This window comes from Reichenbachiella sp. MALMAid0571, assembly GCF_040151475.1.
Taxonomy (GTDB): Bacteria; Bacteroidota; Bacteroidia; order Cytophagales; family Cyclobacteriaceae; genus CAXBNB01.
Map to the genome: position 1 here is coordinate 36,087 of NZ_JBDKWG010000097.1, position 19,830 is coordinate 55,916.

The 19,830-nt window shown below is 36.4% G+C and carries 19 protein-coding genes; 9 read left to right on the top strand and 10 right to left on the bottom strand.

Going from position 1 to position 19,830, the window contains the following annotated elements:
* Positions 1-4: 4 nt before the first annotated feature.
* Positions 5-1,231, bottom strand: coding sequence for an FtsX-like permease family protein (locus AAOP42_RS04185; protein WP_349527204.1), 1,227 nt, complete (start codon positions 1,229-1,231; stop codon positions 5-7).
* A 104-nt stretch (positions 1,232-1,335) separates the two neighbouring features.
* Complete coding sequence (gene rbfA / locus AAOP42_RS04190; RefSeq protein ID WP_349527205.1) at positions 1,336-1,704, bottom strand: 30S ribosome-binding factor RbfA; 369 nt, start codon at positions 1,702-1,704, stop codon at positions 1,336-1,338.
* Between the two features lie 360 nt (positions 1,705-2,064).
* Here rbfA and AAOP42_RS04195 point away from each other — a divergent pair, with 360 nt between their 5' ends.
* Positions 2,065-3,420 carry a hypothetical protein gene (locus AAOP42_RS04195; protein WP_349527206.1) on the top strand — a complete coding sequence of 452 codons (1,356 nt, stop codon included), beginning with the start codon at positions 2,065-2,067 and terminating at the stop codon, positions 3,418-3,420.
* A 42-nt stretch (positions 3,421-3,462) separates the two neighbouring features.
* On the opposite strand, the gene rpiB is transcribed toward AAOP42_RS04195, so the two are convergent.
* Genes rpiB through glyA form a run of 3 tightly spaced genes read right to left on the bottom strand, consistent with a single transcriptional unit; the run spans position 3,463 to position 6,034 of the window.
* Positions 3,463-3,891 carry a ribose 5-phosphate isomerase B gene (gene rpiB, locus AAOP42_RS04200; RefSeq protein WP_349527207.1) on the bottom strand — a complete coding sequence of 143 codons (429 nt, stop codon included), beginning with the start codon at positions 3,889-3,891 and terminating at the stop codon, positions 3,463-3,465.
* Between the two features lie 18 nt (positions 3,892-3,909).
* The gene (tatC, locus tag AAOP42_RS04205; protein ID WP_349527208.1) at positions 3,910-4,743 is read right to left on the bottom strand and encodes a twin-arginine translocase subunit TatC; all 834 of its coding nucleotides are present in this window, start codon (positions 4,741-4,743) and stop codon (positions 3,910-3,912) included.
* Between the two features lie 10 nt (positions 4,744-4,753).
* Positions 4,754-6,034: a serine hydroxymethyltransferase gene (gene glyA, locus AAOP42_RS04210; protein ID WP_349527209.1), complete on the bottom strand. Its 1,281-nt coding sequence runs from the start codon at positions 6,032-6,034 to the stop codon at positions 4,754-4,756.
* Positions 6,035-6,158: 124 nt separating this feature from the next.
* Between glyA and AAOP42_RS04215 the strand changes: the two genes are divergently transcribed.
* On the top strand, positions 6,159-8,459 hold the full coding sequence (locus AAOP42_RS04215) for a PAS domain S-box protein (protein WP_349527210.1): 2,301 nt from the start codon (positions 6,159-6,161) through the stop codon (positions 8,457-8,459).
* Between the two features lie 6 nt (positions 8,460-8,465).
* The gene (locus AAOP42_RS04220) at positions 8,466-8,876 is read left to right on the top strand and encodes a response regulator (RefSeq protein WP_349527211.1); all 411 of its coding nucleotides are present in this window, start codon (positions 8,466-8,468) and stop codon (positions 8,874-8,876) included.
* Here the strand turns inward: AAOP42_RS04220 and AAOP42_RS04225 are convergent.
* Genes AAOP42_RS04225 through AAOP42_RS04235 form a run of 3 tightly spaced genes read right to left on the bottom strand, consistent with a single transcriptional unit; the run spans position 8,873 to position 12,301 of the window.
* Positions 8,873-9,898: a nucleoid-associated protein gene (locus AAOP42_RS04225; protein WP_349527212.1), complete on the bottom strand. Its 1,026-nt coding sequence runs from the start codon at positions 9,896-9,898 to the stop codon at positions 8,873-8,875. The genes AAOP42_RS04220 and AAOP42_RS04225 overlap by 4 nt on opposite strands.
* Positions 9,899-9,951: 53 nt before the next feature.
* Complete coding sequence (rfbB, locus tag AAOP42_RS04230) at positions 9,952-10,995, bottom strand: dTDP-glucose 4,6-dehydratase (RefSeq protein WP_349527213.1); 1,044 nt, start codon at positions 10,993-10,995, stop codon at positions 9,952-9,954.
* Complete coding sequence (locus AAOP42_RS04235) at positions 10,988-12,301, bottom strand: UDP-glucose dehydrogenase family protein (RefSeq protein ID WP_349527214.1); 1,314 nt, start codon at positions 12,299-12,301, stop codon at positions 10,988-10,990. The genes rfbB and AAOP42_RS04235 overlap by 8 nt, the downstream gene beginning before the upstream one ends.
* A 218-nt stretch (positions 12,302-12,519) precedes the next feature.
* On the opposite strand from AAOP42_RS04235, the gene AAOP42_RS04240 reads away from it, so the two are divergent.
* From AAOP42_RS04240 to hpf, 4 genes are all read left to right on the top strand, one after another.
* Entirely contained in the window at positions 12,520-13,680 is a 1,161-nt protein-coding gene (locus tag AAOP42_RS04240) for an acyl-CoA dehydrogenase family protein (RefSeq protein WP_349527215.1), read from the top strand.
* 99 nt (positions 13,681-13,779) lie between these two features.
* A complete protein-coding gene (gene rpsU, locus AAOP42_RS04245; protein ID WP_349527216.1) occupies positions 13,780-13,974 on the top strand; it encodes a 30S ribosomal protein S21 in 195 nt (64 codons plus the stop codon).
* Positions 13,975-14,039: 65 nt separating this feature from the next.
* Positions 14,040-14,921: a tyrosine-type recombinase/integrase gene (locus tag AAOP42_RS04250; RefSeq protein WP_349527217.1), complete on the top strand. Its 882-nt coding sequence runs from the start codon at positions 14,040-14,042 to the stop codon at positions 14,919-14,921.
* Positions 14,922-14,949: 28 nt separating this feature from the next.
* The gene (gene hpf / locus AAOP42_RS04255; RefSeq protein ID WP_349527218.1) at positions 14,950-15,249 is read left to right on the top strand and encodes a ribosome hibernation-promoting factor, HPF/YfiA family; all 300 of its coding nucleotides are present in this window, start codon (positions 14,950-14,952) and stop codon (positions 15,247-15,249) included.
* A 75-nt stretch (positions 15,250-15,324) separates the two neighbouring features.
* Here hpf and rpmA read toward each other — a convergent pair whose 3' ends face one another.
* Both rpmA and rplU read right to left on the bottom strand, forming a co-directional pair.
* The gene (gene rpmA / locus AAOP42_RS04260; RefSeq protein ID WP_349527219.1) at positions 15,325-15,588 is read right to left on the bottom strand and encodes a 50S ribosomal protein L27; all 264 of its coding nucleotides are present in this window, start codon (positions 15,586-15,588) and stop codon (positions 15,325-15,327) included.
* 12 nt (positions 15,589-15,600) lie between these two features.
* A complete protein-coding gene (rplU, locus tag AAOP42_RS04265; RefSeq protein ID WP_349527220.1) occupies positions 15,601-15,909 on the bottom strand; it encodes a 50S ribosomal protein L21 in 309 nt (102 codons plus the stop codon).
* A 457-nt stretch (positions 15,910-16,366) separates the two neighbouring features.
* On the opposite strand from rplU, the gene AAOP42_RS04270 reads away from it, so the two are divergent.
* Positions 16,367-17,356: a ribonucleoside-diphosphate reductase small subunit gene (locus AAOP42_RS04270; RefSeq protein ID WP_349527221.1), complete on the top strand. Its 990-nt coding sequence runs from the start codon at positions 16,367-16,369 to the stop codon at positions 17,354-17,356.
* A gap of 54 nt (positions 17,357-17,410) precedes the next feature.
* Positions 17,411-19,795 carry a ribonucleoside-diphosphate reductase subunit alpha gene (locus tag AAOP42_RS04275; protein WP_349527222.1) on the top strand — a complete coding sequence of 795 codons (2,385 nt, stop codon included), beginning with the start codon at positions 17,411-17,413 and terminating at the stop codon, positions 19,793-19,795.
* The last annotated feature ends 35 nt before the right edge of the window (positions 19,796-19,830 follow it).

Sequence of the window (19,830 nt, forward strand, 5' to 3'; positions counted from 1 at the left end):
GTTCCTATTGAACTTTCAAACTCTGATTTTTAGGAGCCATAATCGCCGGATGGATTGATGCTAAAAAAGTGATCATAATGATGCACAAAGCGGTGTAAATGAAATCGGCAAGTTGAATTTCTACAGGGTAAGCAGTTAAAATAAGTGACTCACCTCCACCCATGGAAACAAGCCCGAAGGTTTCCTGAAGCCAGGCGATGGTCAGCCCCAGAAGCAAGCCAACTCCAGAACCTACAAATGCAATAATCGCTCCCTCGGACAAAAATATCCTTCGTATTTTATGCGTAGAGGCACCCATCGCAAGCAATACGGCTATGTCTCTTCTTTTTTCAATCACCAGCATAGAAAGTGAAAAAAAGATGTTGATAGATGCTATGCCTATGATAAGAGAAAAGATCAGAAAAACCAGAAGTTTCTCTATTCTCAATATTTTATATAAATCTGCATGTTGCTGATCGCTGTTTAATACCCGGAAATCATCTCCTAAAACTGCAATCAATTGCTCCTGAACTTCGGCAACAGAAATGGCTCTATTGGTTGTTATTTCAAGACTGGTTCTCTTATCTCCGTAGTTGAGTAGATTTTGCGCAAAATCCAAAGGAACAAACACATATTCATCATCATAATGCTGCTCTAACCTGAACACCCCACCCGGCATAATATTCGCCCTGCTAAAATAATTTGAAGGATCAAGTCCACCTGGCTTTACATTTTTTGGATAAAAAAACTGCAACGGATAAAAGTCGTCTTGCATGTTGATAGACAAAGCATACCTTATTCCATTTCCTAAAATGGCATATTGAACGCTATCCTTTCGAAAAGTAAACCGGCCATCAACTATGTATGGATTCATATTGCTGTGCTCGATGAAATTGTCACTGAGCCCTTTCATTTTTACCAACTTCTGAGACTCATTGTATTTCAGCAGCACATTGTCTTCTATTACTTCCGTAATATTCTCTACTCCCGGCACTTTACTAATTTCTTTCAGTATTTCATCGGTGAGTACAAAAGATTTGCCCTCCGCAGGAGAAATTGACAACTCCGCATCAAATGAACCATATATAGACCTAAGCAAACCTTCCATACCATTATATACTGACAAAGCTATGATCAATGCAGCCGTAGCTATAGCAACCACCGCCATAGATATAATGGCTATTACATTGATAAAGTTTTTCTTTTTTTTAGAAAAAAAATATCTGTTTGCTATGAATAAGGGAAAGTTCATGTAGCAGCCTAAATCAATTTATTGAAGGTTGTAATACCAGTGATGAAATGATATTTAAGTATTGGATAAAGATATAAATTTTGAATTGAATTTCATTACTCGTGTTATTCTTCATCCTGTGCAGGAGGTATATCCAAACCAGAAAGAATATCGTCTATCTTTTGAGCTTTTTCCTCTGTTTCATCCAGAAAAAAAGCTATCTCAGGCACAATTCTCACTTGCTTTCCTATCTTATTTCCCAAGGCTTTCCTGATTTCCTTTTTATGCTTATCCAACAATGAAATAAAAGCCGTTTTATCCTCTACCATCATCAAGCTGATGAATATTTTGGCAAAACTTAAATCAGGGCTGACTTCTACACCCATAACGGTGACAAAAGCATTGCCAACAATATGTCTGGCATCTCTTTGGAAAATTTCACTAAGATCTTTTTGAATTAATCCGGCGTATTTTAATTGACGTGTTTGACTCATAATGTATTTGAGATTCTTATATAAACGAACTTCCCACGGCTCCCAAAAATATATTGCGGCTGTGAAGTGTGTTACCCGGCTACATGCAGGCTCAGGCTGAAAAATATATGATCGATGTTAATACGACAGCCTTCTTATAAGGTGCAAATATCCCGATAATTTTATATTTAATTTTAATATTGGTGTAATTTCGTTTGAATCTAAAAGTTAACAGCATAATACACGTTCCAATTATTTTTAAATTCAACCATTGAATACAACTTTGCATTGTTCATTTTTCCATGCATTAACCAGCCTTAGCACTTGCTCAATTTCTTTAAAATAAATGATCCCTATCGACTAGCATTCATATTCTTGTTGATGCTGTTGATAAGAATTCCCCTATTCTATATGGGTATTCCTATCATTATTCCTGAGTTAAAATGGATGCTGATAGGAGAAGCCATCGCAGGAGGAAAAGATATGTACAAGGATATTTGGGATTTCACCGGGCCGCTTGCCGCAGGAGCATACAGTATTATTCATCTCCTGTTCGGGAAAAGTGTAGTTGCATACCGAACTATTTCAATCATTCTGGTAATCATTCAATGTGGAATATTCAACAATCTCTTGCTCAAAAACAAGGCTTACAATCAAAACACATATATCCCGGCATTGCTATACATGCTGTTTATGCATACTTCTTTCGATTTCTTTACGCTTTCTCCTGTACTGATGGGGATGACTTTTACGCTACTGGGTATCAACAACCTGTTTCAAAGAATGGACAATACAACCAGAGACGATCTTTTTGTCCGAATAGGTTTGTACCTTGGAATTGCCACTTTATTTTATTTGCCATTCTTCTTCTACTTCATTGTCATTATCATTTCTTTACTTGTTTATACCGGCTCTATTCTCCGAAGAATTTTTCTTATGATGTATGGGTTCTCATTGGTATTTATTCTTACTTCTCTTTATTACTTCTGGTTTGATTCATTTGTTCTTTTTAGAATAGAATATATTGAATCCATTTTCAGCATTGAGCGATTTAAATATTTCTCATGGTCTCAATTTTTAGGATTAGCCTTTGTTCCTGTATCCATTTTTGTTGTGTCTTATTTCAAGGTCAAAACACTGGGTAGGTACATCAATTTTCAGGTTAAAATTCAAAATGTCATGTTGATGTTTATAATGACAGGTGTTCTGGCAATTCTGATTTCAAAAGAATTTTCGATGTATCAACTCATTTATATCGTACCTGGGCTGGCATTTTTTACTGCTCACTATTTAATAGCGATGAAAAAGTGGATTCTTGCGGAAATGGTTTCCGTAATTATTGTTGGGGCTCTTTTGCTCAACCTACTATTCCCATTGAAACAATGGCTTTTCATCAATGAGTTTGTATCCTATGACAACCTCATCGTTAAGGAGACTCCTTATGATGCAATCACCTCTGAAAAAAAGGTCTTGGTAATCGGCGATCATTTAGACATTTATAAAAACAGCTCCTTAGCTACTCCATACTTAAACTGGCAATTTTCTAAGTCACATTTAGAAAATCCGGACTACTATGATAACCTAACAGAGGTCTATCAAAACTTCAACAATGATCTGCCAGATGTCATAATTGATGAAAAGGACATTGTTCCAACCTTATTTGATAAGATGCCTACAGTTGCATTAAAATACATTCAGCATTACAATATGAAGAATGTTTATTTGAAAAAGAAATAGCTGTTGGATCAACTTTGGCCTTATCAGGAAAAAATCAAAGACTTAGCAAGAAATCTTATTCACCCTGGTTTGGTGTCTGCCTCCTTCAAATTCAGCAGACAGGAAAGTATCCACCATGCTCTGAGCCAGATCATAATCCACAAATCGTTCGGGAATACAAATGATATTGGCATTGTTGTGCTGACGGGCTAAAGCAGCCAGATCAGTATTCCAACATAATGCCGCACGGATTTGTTGATGCTTATTTGCTGTCATGGCTACTCCATTGCCACTTCCACAAATCAATATTCCCAAGTCAAACTCTTTGTCAGCTACTGCATTTGCAACCGGATGAACAAAATCAGGATAGTCAACAGACTCAGGTGCATACGGGCCAAAATCTTTCACTTCAATCCCCTTCTCTTTCAGATATTGAGTTATCTTTTCTTTGTATGTAAACCCGGCATGATCACCTCCAATTGCAATTTTCATATTGTCTTTTCTAAATATTTATTCTTCTGCCTTCATCTTTTTATAAGTCCTTTTTGATATCAGCATGCTAAACTGATAAAGTCCAATTAACGGCAATGCTATCAGTACCTGGCTAAAAGGATCTGGAGGTGTAAGCATGGCTCCAAGAAAGAAAATAACGACAATACTATGTCTCCTATAGGTTTTTAACATATCAGGAGTAACCAGACCAGTTTTGGTGAGGAAATATACCACCATAGGCAGTTGAAACAAAATACCACAAGCCAGAACCAAGGTAGTGATAGTAGATACGTAAGACACCAAATCAAATTCGTTCAAAATAGTTGGAGAAACTGTAAAATTTGACAAAAAATTGATTGATAGTGGTGCAAGAATAAAGTATCCAAAGGTTATTCCTATTCCAAACAACAAACTAACATAAAACACTGCACCTCTTGCTACACTTCTTTCATTGAGGTGCATCCCCGGGCTGATAAACCTCCAAACTTCCCAAAAGGCATAAGGAAATGCACAAATTAAACCAACCACTAATGAGGTGGTAATAGCCATGGTGAACTGACCAGTCATTGTTCTATTTTGAATGATGAAAGGAAGTGAATCTATGCACAAACCCTGAGTTCCCAGCATATCAGCCAGTTTACACATCATCTTATAGGTCCAAAAATCCGTTTTGGCTGGAGACAAAATAACTTGCTCATATATTCTCTGAATAAATAAAAATGCGGCAATTGTAAATATTCCAATGGCTAAAACTGCTCGAATAATATGCCACCGAAGTTCTTCCAAATGGTCTAAGAAAGACATTTCCGCCTGCTCTTGTGGCTGTTCCTGAACTTCAGGCAAATTGCTCATGCTCTAAAATTTAAACTAGTTCTTTGTATAATGGAAACTCATGCATCCATTCATTCACCTGATTTTTGATTGCTGCAATATTATGGTCATCATCAGTATCTGACAATATAGAATCAATCAAATCAACAATTTTCACCATATCAGTTTCTTTCATCCCTCTGGTGGTCATTGCAGCCGTTCCAACCCGCATTCCAGAGGTAACAAAAGGAGATTTGTCATCAAATGGAACCATGTTTTTATTGACCGTGATGTCTGCCTTAATCAAGGTGTTTTCAGCCAACTTTCCGGTAAGTCCTTTCGATCTTAAATCTATCAAACAAATATGATTGTCAGTACCTCCCGAAATTACATGATATCCTTTATTCACAAAAGCCTTAGCCATTGCTCTTCCGTTTTTCTGCACCTGAATAACATACTCCATGTATTCGTCAGACAATGCTTCTCCAAAAGCCACCGCTTTAGCAGCTATCACATGTTCCAACGGACCTCCTTGAGTTCCTGGAAATACTCCGGAATCCAATAGAGCAGTCATTTTTCTCAACTCTCCCTTAGGATTTTTCAGTCCAAACGGATTGTCAAAATCTTCTCTCATCAGGATCATACCACCTCTGGGTCCTCTAAGCGTTTTATGTGTGGTAGTGGTAATTATATGACAATATTCCAACGGATCATTCAAAAGCCCTCTGGCGATTAGCCCGGCAGGATGAGAAACGTCCGCCATCAATAAAGCTCCTACTTCATCTGCAATAGCTCTGAATCTTGCATAATCCCAATCCCTACTGTAAGCAGATGCCCCACAAATAATCAACTTAGGTTTCTCTGTCAATGCTGTCTCTTCCAGTTTTTCATAGTCGATAATACCTGTTTCCTTATTTACTCCGTAGAAACTGGTTTGATACAATTTCCCAGAAAAATTGACAGGAGAACCATGTGTTAAATGCCCTCCATGAGAAAGGTCAAATCCCAATATTTTATCTCCTGCATCAAGAGTTGCTAACATCACTGCGGCATTAGCCTGTGCTCCCGAATGAGGTTGTACATTAGCCCAGGTAGCTCCAAATAGCTTCTGTGCCCTATAAATAGCAAGATTTTCCGTTTCATCTACGACTTCACAGCCACCATAATATCTTTTCCCTGGTAAACCTTCAGCGTATTTATTGGTTAACACGCTTCCTTGTGCCTCCATTACCTGAGGAGAAACAAAATTTTCTGATGCTATAAGCTCTAATCCTTCTTCCTGTCTTACCTGCTCTCGCTGAATTATGTCAAATACTTGTTGGTCTCTTTGCATATTATTAGTGGTTCATTTGGGCGGCAAATTTACCTTATGAGAAAGTTTTTAGTATTATCATTGGCTATAAAATTTAGATACTTATCAAATTAATTCATTAAATTAATTTAAGAAAGAATCGTTTATGTCTAACTCCGTTCAAAAACAAGCATCTAGCACACAAAACTACCCTACCCGGGAGCCTATGTTTCGAATACTCAAAAATGACTGGAGTGTGATTGACTATAGTGGCTCTGAAAATATACTAAGTGGGAAAAAATCAAAAAAGTTTATTGGCCAACCTTTTTACAAACTCCTTGGATTGAAAAAATCCGATAATCCACTAAAACAATTAGAAGGTAACTCTGCTCCTTTCAATACTTTTTTACTAGAAAATGTTTCCGTAAGAAATCAATCATACAACATCCGAATCATAAATACAGGTGAAAAAGAATGCATCGCCATTCTAAAGGATGTTACCGAACAAAAAAAGACAGAATTTAAACTCAAACAATCACAGAAGGAATTCATAGATGTTTTCAATTCAATTACTGACGTCTATTATAAAACAAATTCTGATAGAGTAATAGAAACCATTAGCCCTTCTATTGAAAGAATCACAGGAAAAAAACCCGAAGTGTTTATTGGCAAAAAGACTACCAGCCTAATAGAAAAACAAAAAGCCGATAATATCTTTAAAACACTTGAAGCCCTGGGTCGAGTAGAAGATTTACGAGTGAGTGTGGACTTACCCAATGGTGACACCAAGGTTTTATCATTCAGTATTATAGCCGAATATGATGACAATAAGAAGATAATAGGGACAAATGGTATCATTCGAGATATTACCAAATTGAACAAGCAAAACCAACTTACACAACTAAATAAAGAGATACTTGAAAAAGCAGCTAAAGGAAATGACCTTTTTGAAATATTAAATTTTACGTGTAAAGGAATTGAAATATTATATCCTGAATTGATTTGTTCTGTATTGCTTTATGATCCAATCAACAAATGGCTGACTAATGGAGCTAGCCCCAGTTTACCAGAAACTTATATTAAATTAATTCATCAGTATCCCATTGGACCATCTAGTGGTTCTTGCGGAACAGCCGCCTTTACTCAAAAAACAATAATAGTTTCAGATATCGAACATGACCCGCTTTGGGCAGGTTCTGCTCACCCAGCTCTGAATGAAAACCTGAAAGCCTGTTGGTCTGTACCAATAATTTCATCCGAAAAACAAACTCTGGGAACATTTGCGGTTTACTACAATAAGGTAAAAGAACCAAATAACGATGAGTTAGAACTGATACAAAATATTGGCACTTTCTTAAGTGTGGTGATTGAAAATTATAAAAACAAAGAAGCTTTGGTGTCCAATGAAAAACGATACCGACAGTTGGTTAACAACTCTCCTGTGGCTATTTTAATACATACTGATGGCTTAATACAGTTTGTGAATGATGAGGTAATAAGGATAGCCAAAGCCAGAAATAAGGAAGACCTTCTGGGAAAAAATATACTCGACTTTGTGAAGCCTCAATTTTGGGAAGAGGTGAAGAAAAAGATGGCAATAACTGCGAAGACGAAAACCAGGTCTGAAGAACAATTCATAAAACTGGATGGAAATATAGTTGATGTGGAGGTAATAGGAACGCCCATCATTTATCAAGGACAACCGGCTACACAGCTAGTATTTCATGACATCTCGGACAGAAAAACACTAGAAGCCAAACAAAACAGTCTGAATGAATATTTAATAAAACAAAATAAGCAACTGGAAGAGTTTGCCCATATAGCCTCCCACAATTTAAGAGCCCCTATTGCTAATATCCATTCACTACTCCAGTTATACGAAATGGATAACTCCGCAGAAAATCTGCAGTTTATTATTGATCAGGTTAAAAAGACGTCAAATAATTTATATGAAACAATTAATGAATTAACAGAGGTTATAAAAACATCCTGGGAGTTGAATAAACAAAAGCAAAAACTAAGATTTTCAGAGATATTCAATAAGGTAAAACAAGATATAAGTATAGAAATAATTCAAAAAAATGCCGTTATTAATGAAAATTTTGATCAAATTGACACCTTGGAATATCCTAAGGTATATCTTGAAAGTATTTTACAAAACTTGCTTTCAAATGCTTTGAAATATTGTCATCCTAATCGAAAACCAAACATTGAAGTGAAAACTAAAATAGATAATAATAATGTGCTTATGAGTTTTAAAGACAATGGATTAGGAATTGACTTGAATAGATACGGAACCAGAATTTTTGGTTTGAGAAAAACTTTTCATCAAAATGAAAATGCCAGAGGGGTAGGCTTGTTCATTACAAAGGCCCAGATAGACTCCATGGGAGGAGATATTACTATTAGGAGCGAAGTAAATGTGGGCACAGAGTTTATTATAAATTTTGGTGCGATTAAATCTTAAATAGAATTGAGCAGATTATATAAAATAGCGGTAATAGATGACGATGAAGTATTCCAGCTTATTATCAAAAAACAACTTGAAATGAGAAATTTCAGCTGTGAAATTTTAAGGTTTTCCAATGGACAAGAATCCATAAATTTCCTTAAAGACAACATACAGTATTCTGAAAAATTACCTCAATTAATAATGCTGGATGTGAATATGCCCATTAAAGATGGTTGGGAGTTTTTAGAAGAATACAAACATCTTCCGTTTGATACCAAAAAATCTATTATGCTCTATATGGTAACATCTTCGGTAATACAAACTGATATTGATAGGGCAGCTAAAAACGAGGACATACATAGTTTTATTAGCAAGCCTATTACCAACCAGAATCTGGATGAGATTTTAATGCACTTTTCTACTGTCAATTAAGCTTCCTCCTCAAAATACAGCTTATAATAATTCTTCTGTCTGCTGTCGTCAAAACCTTTTTGGATGTTTTCCCTATTGCCATGTACATAAACATGGAAATTTTTATCGAGCTTGATAACCGAGCGAATAAATTTTTTGCTTTGTTTCAGAGCTGGTTTTGATATTTCAAACTCTTCCTTTTCTAATATCTCGTTAGTTTCAGACTGCTCTTCTCTAAATACCTCATAAGAGGCAATCAACTCCGGAGCTTGCAACACTTGTTCTTTATATTGCTCATGGCTAAATGTCTCATTGGACTTTAGGTAATCCATAGAGCTGTTGAAAAGGGCTATTTTCCCTGTTTTATCTTCATCTGAAACGGCCTCTCCGATAAAATCCTGGCAGAGGTGTACCAATTGTTTTGTTTGATAATATTCGTTTTTCAACGGCTTTAGTTTGAGAAAATCATCTCTCCAATATTGAGCACTGTTGGTTTTATTTGTATTGTCAATTGTAACAACTACGTATCCGTTCTCCTTTTCCGTATTAAAGATCAGAGTGCCTTTATCTAGTTTGTTGATATTTATGCCCTCATCCGAGTTCACACCGAACACATTATCTTGGGTAGAAACTTTAAGAAAGGTATCTTTTTTTTCAGCTTTAAAAAGACCAACCACTTCAACTATCTCATCGTCTAACACACAGTCTTCAAAGTACACAGTGAAGAAATCACCTGTTTTTATATTGGCATTTTGGGATGCATCAAAAAGGTTGTGAGCCAAATCAACAGACTTTTCATGCAAAGATTCGGGATTTTCAAATATTGAATTGATTGAATTGAAAGCACGATTTTGTTCCAAAGAATTTTCATCACCAAAGCAAAACCGTTCATCATCCTTAAATGAGTGAAAGAAATACTTTACAAGTACCTCTCTTAAAAAACTATCCTGAATTGAAATGGAGTCAGAAGAAACTATTAATTCAGAATCTGTTAGCTTGTGAACAGAGAGCCTCTTTAAAAATACGTTTGAAGAAATAACCATGTGAAGTTCATTTATTATTGAACTTCACAAAGTAAATACATTATACGCTATAATTAATATGGATAGTTTTGATACTTACCCGAGGCAATATGCTCCAGCCACTCTCGATTAGCAAGATACCAGTCAACCGTTTTTTCCAAACCCTCCTCAAACTGTAGTGATGGTTTCCAGTTTAGTTCCTCCGATAGTTTTGTAGAATCAATAGCATACCTCAAATCATGACCAGCCCTATCCGTCACATAGCTGATTAATTTTTCTGAATCTCCTTCAATCCTCAACAATTTCTTGTCCATTATTTTGCACAATACTCTTATCAAATCTATGTTTTTCCATTCGTTGAAGCCACCAATGTTATATGTATCTCCAATTTTCCCATTATGGAATATCACATCAATTGCTCTGGCGTGATCAATAACATAAAGCCAGTCTCTAATATTTTCACCTTGGCCATATACTGGCAAAGGCTTTTCGTCAATAATATTCTGAATGAAAAGCGGAATCAATTTTTCAGGAAATTGATTGGGACCATAATTATTTGAACAGTTGGAAATAATATAAGGCAGTTTATAGGTATTCCCATAAGCCCTGACAAAGTGATCCGAACTTGCTTTAGACGCTGAATACGGAGATTGTGGATCGTAAGAAGTGGTTTCTAGAAAAAAACCACCATCGTCCAATGAACCATAAACCTCATCAGTAGAAATATGATAAAATAATTTGTTTTCCAGGTCACCTTTCCAATAATCTTTACAAGTATTCAACAGGTTCACTGTGCCAATAACATTGGTCTCAATAAATGCCATCGGATCAGAAATGGATCGATCTACATGAGATTCGGCAGCAAGATGAATAACCGCATCAAATGAATACTTGTCAAATAATTTTGTGATTACTTCGGCATTACAGATGTCTCCCTTTGCAAAAGTATAATTATCCGTATTTTCTATATCTGAAATGTTTTCAAGATTCCCCGCATATGTCAGCTTATCCAGATTAACAATCTGATATTTGGGATAATTATTCACAAAAAGCCTTACTACATGAGATCCAATGAACCCTGCCCCTCCGGTTATAAGTATTGTTTTTTTTTCAGACATTTTGCGGTGCTCTTCCTATACTATAGTAAGTAAAACCTAATTCCGCCATAGTTTCGGTACTGTATAAATTTCGACCGTCAAATATAAGATTATTCTTAAGCAAAGTTTTTAACAGATCGAAATCAGGAGTTCTGAATACCGGCCACTCGGTCATGATCATCAGGGCATCAGCACCTTTAGTTGCTTCGTATTCGTTTTTAGAAAACTCAATTTGATCACCCAATAACTCTTTTACATTTTCCATAGCCTCCGGATCGTAAGTTTTTACTTTTGCTCCGGCATCAAGAAGTGCTTTGATATTTAACAATGCAGGTGCTTCCCTGACATCATCGGTATAAGGTTTAAAGGCCAAGCCCCATATTGCAAATGTTTTACCAGTCAAATCACCTCCAAAACGTTGCTTTACTCTATCAATCAGTTTTAGTTTCTGAGTCTCATTAATATTCATTACCGCTTTCAGAATGCCAAAATCATAATTGACTTCAGCCGAAGACCTGGCCAACGCCTGTACATCCTTTGGAAAACAACTACCTCCATAACCAATGCCAGCAAATAAGAACCTTTTGCCAATACGAGAGTCAGTACCTATCCCCTTCCTCACCATATCCACATCCGCTCCAACCAATTCACACATGTTGGCTATTTCATTCATAAATGTAATCTTGGTCGCAAGGAATGAATTGGCAGCATATTTTGTCAATTCTGCAGATTTTTCATCCATAAATATGATTGGATTCCCTTGACGGACTAGAGGAGCATATAAAGCACTCATTACTTTATTTGCTCTCTCGGAAGAACTTCCAATGACAACCCTGTCAGGCTTCATGAAATCATCAACAGCTACCCCTTCTCTTAAAAACTCAGGATTAGAAACCACATCAAATTCAACCTTTGCATTTTCAGCTACTTTTGCTCTCACCTTATCTGCTGTGCCCACCGGAACGGTACTTTTATCAATTAGCACAGTATATTGATCTAACAAGTATCCCAAATCATCTGCTACTTTCAATACAAAACTAAGATCTGCAGATCCATCTCCATCAGGAGGGGTTGGCAATGCTAAAAATATAGCCTTCGCACCCTTTATTCCTTCAGCAAGGTTGGTTGTGAATTCCAATCTTTCTTGCTGTATGTTTCGTTCAAAAAGAACCTCTAAGCCAGGTTCATAAATTGGCATTATTTTATTCTTAAGCTTTTCAACTTTTTTCTCATCGATATCAATACAAGTCACATGATTTCCTGTTTCAGCAAAACAAGTACCCGTGACCAGCCCTACATATCCTGTTCCTACAACTGCTATTTTCATTTTAAAATAATTAAGTCATTTCGATTTTTTTTAACCGCCGCAAAAATAAGAGAAAATTAAAATTATAACATATAAAACCTTATGTAACTCGTTTCTAGTCATAAACTCCCTCATGGAAAGCTTATAAACATTATTTTATTCGCAAAAATAAAATATTAACCATTTGGCGAAATGTATTTATATATTTGCTACTACATACTGAATATGAACAAGTTAACATGAAAAACAATAGCGGAAATACGCAAGATGTTATCAAAGAAAACCAAAAAATGATTATTGATATGATCAGGAGTTTTGGCGAAAAGGAAATAAAGCCCAACATTATGCAGTGGGATGAGAATCAAATTTTTCCTATTGAATTATTCAAGAAATTAGGAGCATTAGGGCTAATGGGAGTACTCGTACCTCAGGAATATGGTGGTAGTGGTTTTGGGTATGAAGAGTATGTCACTGTTATATCAGAAATATCCAAAATAGATGGATCCATCGGATTATCAGTTGCTGCTCATAATTCGCTATGTACCGGACACATTTTACAATTCGGAAATGAAGAGCAAAAAAAGAGATGGCTTCCAAAATTAGCCACAGCAAAATGGATAGGTGCGTGGGGCCTTACCGAACCCAATACCGGATCTGATGCTGGCAACATGAAAACTATAGCAATAAAAGACGGAAATTATTGGATACTCAACGGAACAAAGAATTTCATTACTCATGGAAAAACCGGAGATGTAGCTGTAGTAATCGCTCGAACGGGAAAGTCAGATGACTCCCATGCAATGACAGCTTTTGTGATCGAGAGGGGAACTCCCGGTTTTGGTGCAGGAAAAAAGGAAAACAAACTAGGCATGCGAGCTTCCGAAACAGCAGAAATGCTATTCGATAATTGCAGAGTGCACGAAAGCAATGTTCTGGGCAAAGTCGGAGAAGGTTTTATTCAATCGCTTAAAGTATTGGATGGGGGTAGAATTTCTATTGCTGCTCTGGGACTTGGAATCTCAAAAGGTGCTCTGGAAGCTGCCATTTCATATTCAAAAGAAAGGCATCAGTTCAACAAGCCAATTTCCAGCTTCCAAGGCGTCTCCTTTAAGCTTTCAGAAATGGCAACAAACATAGAAGCTGCTGAGCTTCTTACCTACAGAGCTGCTCAACTCAAAAATGAAGGAAAAGAGGTAAACAAAGAATCTGCAATGGCCAAACTATTTACATCAGAAACCGCCGTAAGTGTGGCTAATGATGCCGTACAAATTTTTGGGGGATATGGTTATGTCAAAGACTTCCCTGTAGAAAAATATTACAGAGACGCTAAACTTTGTACCATCGGTGAAGGAACTTCAAACATTCAAAAAATGGTCATTTCCCGGTCAATATTAAAATGAGAGCTACTATTTCTATAAATGCCCAAGCAAATAACTAATATTGTTTGGCATTTTATTTTAATACTTCTACATTTGCAGCCCAATTAATAATAATGAAATATGTTGATCATTAACGTAAAAGAAAACGAATCGGTAGATAGAGCACTTAAAAGATTCAAAAAGAAGTTTGAAAAGACTGGCGTTTTGAAAGAATTGAGAGCAAGAACTCATTTCGAAAAACCATCTATTACCCGAAGAAAAGAAGTTATAAAAGCAGCATACAAACAAAAAATGTATGCGAGTGATAATTACTAAATTATAGTAATTATTAAATTGAATTTATTAAGTTAGTATTACCTTTCGAGAAAGGGTAATACTACATGATAAATACCTATTTAAAATACCTCCTTCACGAGAAAAAGTACAGCGAGCACACCATTCTATCATACAAGAATGACCTGCTTCAGGCAGAAACTTTTGTTACCCGGATTGATCCAAATCTGGAGATGTGTGATCTTAACCACAAAATTCTTCGATCTTGGATCGTATCCTTAATAGAAGATAAAATAAACCCTCGCTCAGTCAATAGAAAGATAGCAACCCTTAGGTCATTCTATAAGTTCCTGCATTCCCGGGAAATAATTAATGACAATCCGGCTACTAAGCTAAAACCACTCAAAACAGACAAGCCTCTGCCAGAGTTTGTGCAGAAAAAAGAAATGGATACACTGCTGGACAAAGTAGATTTTGTCAAAGACTTTTTTGGTCTAAGAGACAAGCTTATTCTGGAGCTTTTTTATGGCACTGGCATCCGCCTGTCCGAGCTCATAAACATATCAGACCGGTCCATCAGCCTCTATGACAGCACTGTGAAAGTTTTAGGAAAAAGAAATAAGGAAAGGGTAATCCCTTTAACCAAAGAAATCGTTAATATTATCAATATATATATTGCCAAAAGAAATGAGCTATTTGGCGAATCAAGAGATGATGTTTTATTGTTAACCGACGCTGGAAAGAAGTGTTATCCAATGATGGTGTACAGAACTGTGAAGAAATATTTGGAACATATAACTAAATCTTCTAAGAAAAGTCCTCACGTCCTAAGGCATACATTTGCCACACACTTACTGGATAAGGGAGCAGACCTAAATGCTGTTAAAGACTTGCTGGGTCACTCTAGTCTTGCTGCCACTCAGGTTTACACTCACAATTCTCTTGAGAAACTAAAATCAGTATTTGATCAGGCTCACCCTAAGGCATAATTTTTTCAACATATAAACTTTAAACATTATGAAGTTACAAATGCATTCCATTCATTTCGACGCTGACAACAAGCTTGTTGATTTTATCCAAAAAAAAGCGGATAAATTGGAAACTTTTTTCGACAGAATAATTGACGGAGAGGTGTTCTTGCGAATAGAAAAAAACGAGTCAAATGAAAACAAAGTTATTGAGATTAAACTCAATATTCCCGGGAATCAATTGTTTGCAAAGCAGCAATCAAATTCATTTGAAGCTGCTGCAGATGAAGCCGTAGAATCACTAAGGCGTCAACTGAAAAAACATAAAGAAAAATTAGTAGCTTTCTAAGCATAAAGAGACAGAGCACAAAAAAACACAACTCAAATGAGTTGTGTTTTTTTGTGCTCTGAATATTATTAAATATTAAGCTTCTGTTTCAGTTACCACGGAAACAAAAGATCTGTTTTGCCTTCCTTTTTTGAACTCAACTTTACCATCAGTTAAAGCAAATAAGGTGTGGTCTTTACCCATCCCTACGTTAGTACCAGGGTGATGAACCGTTCCTCTTTGTCTTACAATGATGTTGCCGGCTATAATGTCCTGCCCACCAAAGATTTTTACACCTAGTCTTTTACTATGTGACTCTCTTCCGTTTTTAGAGCTACCTGCTCCTTTCTTATGTGCCATGAGATTATATCTTTATGAAATGGTTTCAATTAAAACTTTAGTCAATTGCTGTCTGTGGCCATTCTTGACTTTATATCCTTTTCTTCTTTTCTTTTTGAAAACAACGACTTTGTCGTCTTTCACGTGACCAAGAATTTTACCTGTCACCTTAGAACCCTTTACTGTAGGAGTTCCAACTTTCACTTTTCCGTCATTGTCTATCAACAATACGTCATTAAATTCTACGGAAGCGCCTTCTTCGCCTTCTAATACCGGAGCATAAACGAATTGGTCTTGTGTTACTTTGAACTGCTTTCCTGCTATATCAACTATTGCGTACATAAAAATTACCTTAATACTTGGTTTTTTTAAAAATGGAGTGCAAAAATACAGAATTGAATCACAATAGCAAACCATCCTTACTACATTTTCACTCAAAAAAATAATTTAATTTATTTTCACTTTTTTTTACCCCCAATTTCTGCCAGTATAAAATGAAGTTTTGATTTAATTTCATCCAACAATACTTTAACTATCAAACAATTAAGTGAAATTTTATGACAACCTTAAATCCCATTCACAAAGGGTATTGACCTTTGATTTTTAATGTGCTTTTCATCATATTTGTATTGTCTGAACAAAAGAATCATACGCCGGGTTCTTCAGATATTCCAAAGAAAAATATACACCAGCTAAAAAAATAGAACAATCAGTCAGATACTGCGGATTTCTGTAGTTTCTGAATTTTTTGTTTACAGTGACTTATTGTCCTAGAATTAAAACCAAGGGAAACAAAAGAATGAAAAGCGACGCAATGCAAGAAGAACCAATACTTAAAGAAAATAAAGATCGTTTTGTACTTTTCCCAATTCAAAAAAATGACATCTGGCAATTTTATAAAAAAGCAGAAGCCAGCATTTGGACTGCTGAAGAAATAGACCTGAGTCAGGATTTAAAAGATTGGAACAATCTCAATGATGGTGAAAGACATTTTATATCACATGTACTGGCCTTTTTTGCAGCAAGCGATGGTATTGTAAATGAAAACTTGGCGGAAAACTTTTTATCAGAAGTACAATATACGGAAGCCAAGTTCTTTTACGGTTTCCAGATTGCGATAGAAAACATACATTCTGAAACTTACTCACTCCTAATAGACACTTACGTAAAAGACCCGGCTGAGAAGAGTAAGCTTTTTAATGCAATTGAAACTATACCATGTGTAAAGAGAAAAGCTGATTGGGCTTTGAGATGGATAGACAATGGTTCTTTTGCTGAAAGACTGATTGCATTTGCTGCTGTAGAAGGCATATTCTTCTCAGGAAGTTTCTGTTCTATCTTTTGGCTGAAAAAAAGAGGACTAATGCCAGGACTTACTTTTTCCAATGAGTTGATTTCTCGTGATGAAGGACTGCACTGTGATTTTGCATGTCTTATATATAATGAGCATTTGGTAAATCAACTGCCAAAAGAAACCGTAACCAAGATAATAAAAGATGCTGTAGAAATTGAAAAGGAATTTGTAACCGATGCTATTCCAGTAAAGCTCATTGGAATGAATGCTGAACTTATGTGTCAGTATATTGAATTTGTTGCAGATCGATTGTTGTCCGAGTTAGAATGCGATAAAATATATAATACCACCAATCCGTTTGATTTTATGGATATGATTTCTCTTCAAGGGAAAACTAACTTTTTTGAAAAACGAGTTGCAGAATACCAAAAAGCGGGAGTAATGAAAGACGGTGACGATGATTCACCGAAATTTAGTTTAAGCGAAGATTTTTAAATACCTGTCTGTAGCAATACAGATTCTAATGATAAATAAATAACCTGTGCACCTATGTTAGTATTAAAGAGAGACGGAAGAAGAGAATCCGTCAAATTTGACAAGATCACCGCCCGAATAGATAAAATGTGCTACGGGCTCAATACAAAATATATTGAACCTATTGATATTGCCAAAAAGGTAATTACCGGGATTTACGATGGAGTAACCACCGTAGAGTTGGACAACCTTGCTGCTGAAACTGCTGCATCCATGACCACTGCACATCCGGACTTTGCAAAACTGGCAGCAAGAATCGCCACATCAAACCTACACAAGGTGACTAGTAAGTCTTTTTCAAATACAATGAAAAGGCTCTACACCTATATAGATCCTAAAACAGGTGAGAATGCTTCTTTAATCTCTACGGAGATTTATGGCATTATAAAAAAGAATGCGGCATTATTAGACAGCACTATTATTTATGACAGAGATTTCAATTATGATTATTTCGGCTTTAAAACGCTGGAAAGATCGTACCTGATGAAACTTGATGGCAAAATAGTAGAACGCCCTCAGCACATGCTTATGAGAGTGGCTATTGGCATTCACAAGGAAGACATCAATGCTGCTATAGAAACATACAATTTACTATCTGAGAAGTGGTTTACGCACGCAACCCCTACTCTTTTCAATGCAGGTACTCCTAAACCTCAGCTTTCTTCTTGTTTTCTCTTGACAATGAAGGACGACAGTATTGATGGCATATATGACACACTCAAACAAACAGCAAAAATTTCTCAGTCTGCAGGTGGGATTGGGTTAAGCATCCATAATATACGCGCCACAGGATCATACATCAAAGGCACAAATGGTGTGAGTAACGGAATCGTACCAATGCTTAGAAACTTCGACATGACTGCCAGGTATGTAGATCAGGGAGGAGGGAAAAGGAAAGGCTCTTTTGCTATTTACCTTGAGCCATGGCATGCAGATATTTTTGATTTTCTTGATTTAAAGAAAAATCATGGTAAGGAAGAACTGAGAGCAAGAGACTTGTTTTATGCTCTTTGGACTCCAGACCTTTTTATGAAAAGGGTAAAAGAAAATGGAGACTGGACACTTATGTGTCCACACGAATGCCCTGGGTTGTCAGAAGTTTATGGCGAGGAATTTGAAAAATTGTATGAAAAATACGAAACAGAAGGAAGAGGCAGAAGAACTATAAAAGCACAAGACCTTTGGTTTGAGGTATTGGAATCTCAAATTGAAACAGGTACACCTTATATGTTGTACAAAGATGCCGCCAACAAGAAATCTAACCAGAAAAATCTGGGTACTATCAAGTCTAGTAACTTGTGTACTGAAATCATGGAATATACTTCTCCTGATGAGGTAGCTGTTTGTAACCTGGCTTCTGTGGCACTTCCAAAATTTGTAAATGAAGAAACCGGAGAATTCGATCACCAAAAACTTTATGACATTACTTATGTGATGACTAAAAACCTTAACAAGGTAATCGATGTGAATTACTACCCTGTACCTGAGGCTAGAAATTCTAACATGAAACACAGGCCAATAGGTATTGGTATTCAGGGATTAGCGGATACATTCATCATGTTGAGAATGCCGTTTGACTCTCCAGCTGCCCGTAAGCTTAATAAAGAAATATTTGAGACACTTTATTTTGCAGCAATGACAGCTTCAAAAGATTGTGCCATTGCGGAAGGCCCTTATGAAACATTTAAAGGATCCCCTGTGTCAAAAGGAATCTTCCAGTTTGACATGTGGAATGTGACTCCTTCAGACCGTTGGGACTGGACATCATTGAAGCAGGAAGTGAAAAAGCATGGCGTAAGAAACTCATTGTTACTTGCTCCTATGCCAACAGCCTCTACTTCTCAGATTCTTGGAAACAACGAATGCTTTGAGCCTTATACTTCAAACATTTATACCAGAAGGGTATTGTCAGGTGAGTTCATTGTTGTGAACAAACATTTGATGAAAGACCTTATTGCTTTGAACCTTTGGGATGAAAGCATGAAAAACAGAATCATGCAGGCAAACGGTTCTGTTCAAAACATTCCTGAAATTCCTAAAGATATTAAAGAGCTTTACAAAACAGTATGGGAAATTTCTCAGAAGGCTATTATAGACATGTCTGCTGACCGTGGCGCATATATTTGCCAGAGCCAAAGCCTGAACATACACTTGCAAGAGCCTAACTTCGGCAAGATGACTTCTATGCACTTCTATGCCTGGGAAAAAGGATTGAAGACTGGAATGTACTATTTGAGAACAAAAGCGGCAGCCGATGCAATCAAATTTACATTAGGCAAGCAAGAAGCAAGAGACAAGCCAAAAACTGCCATTGAGCTTCAGGAAGAAGAATTAAGAAAAGCTGCTGACATGACTTGCTCACTGGACAACCCGGAAGGATGCGAGGCTTGTGGAAGCTAAAAATTTATACTTTGATATAATTGAAAAAACCCGCC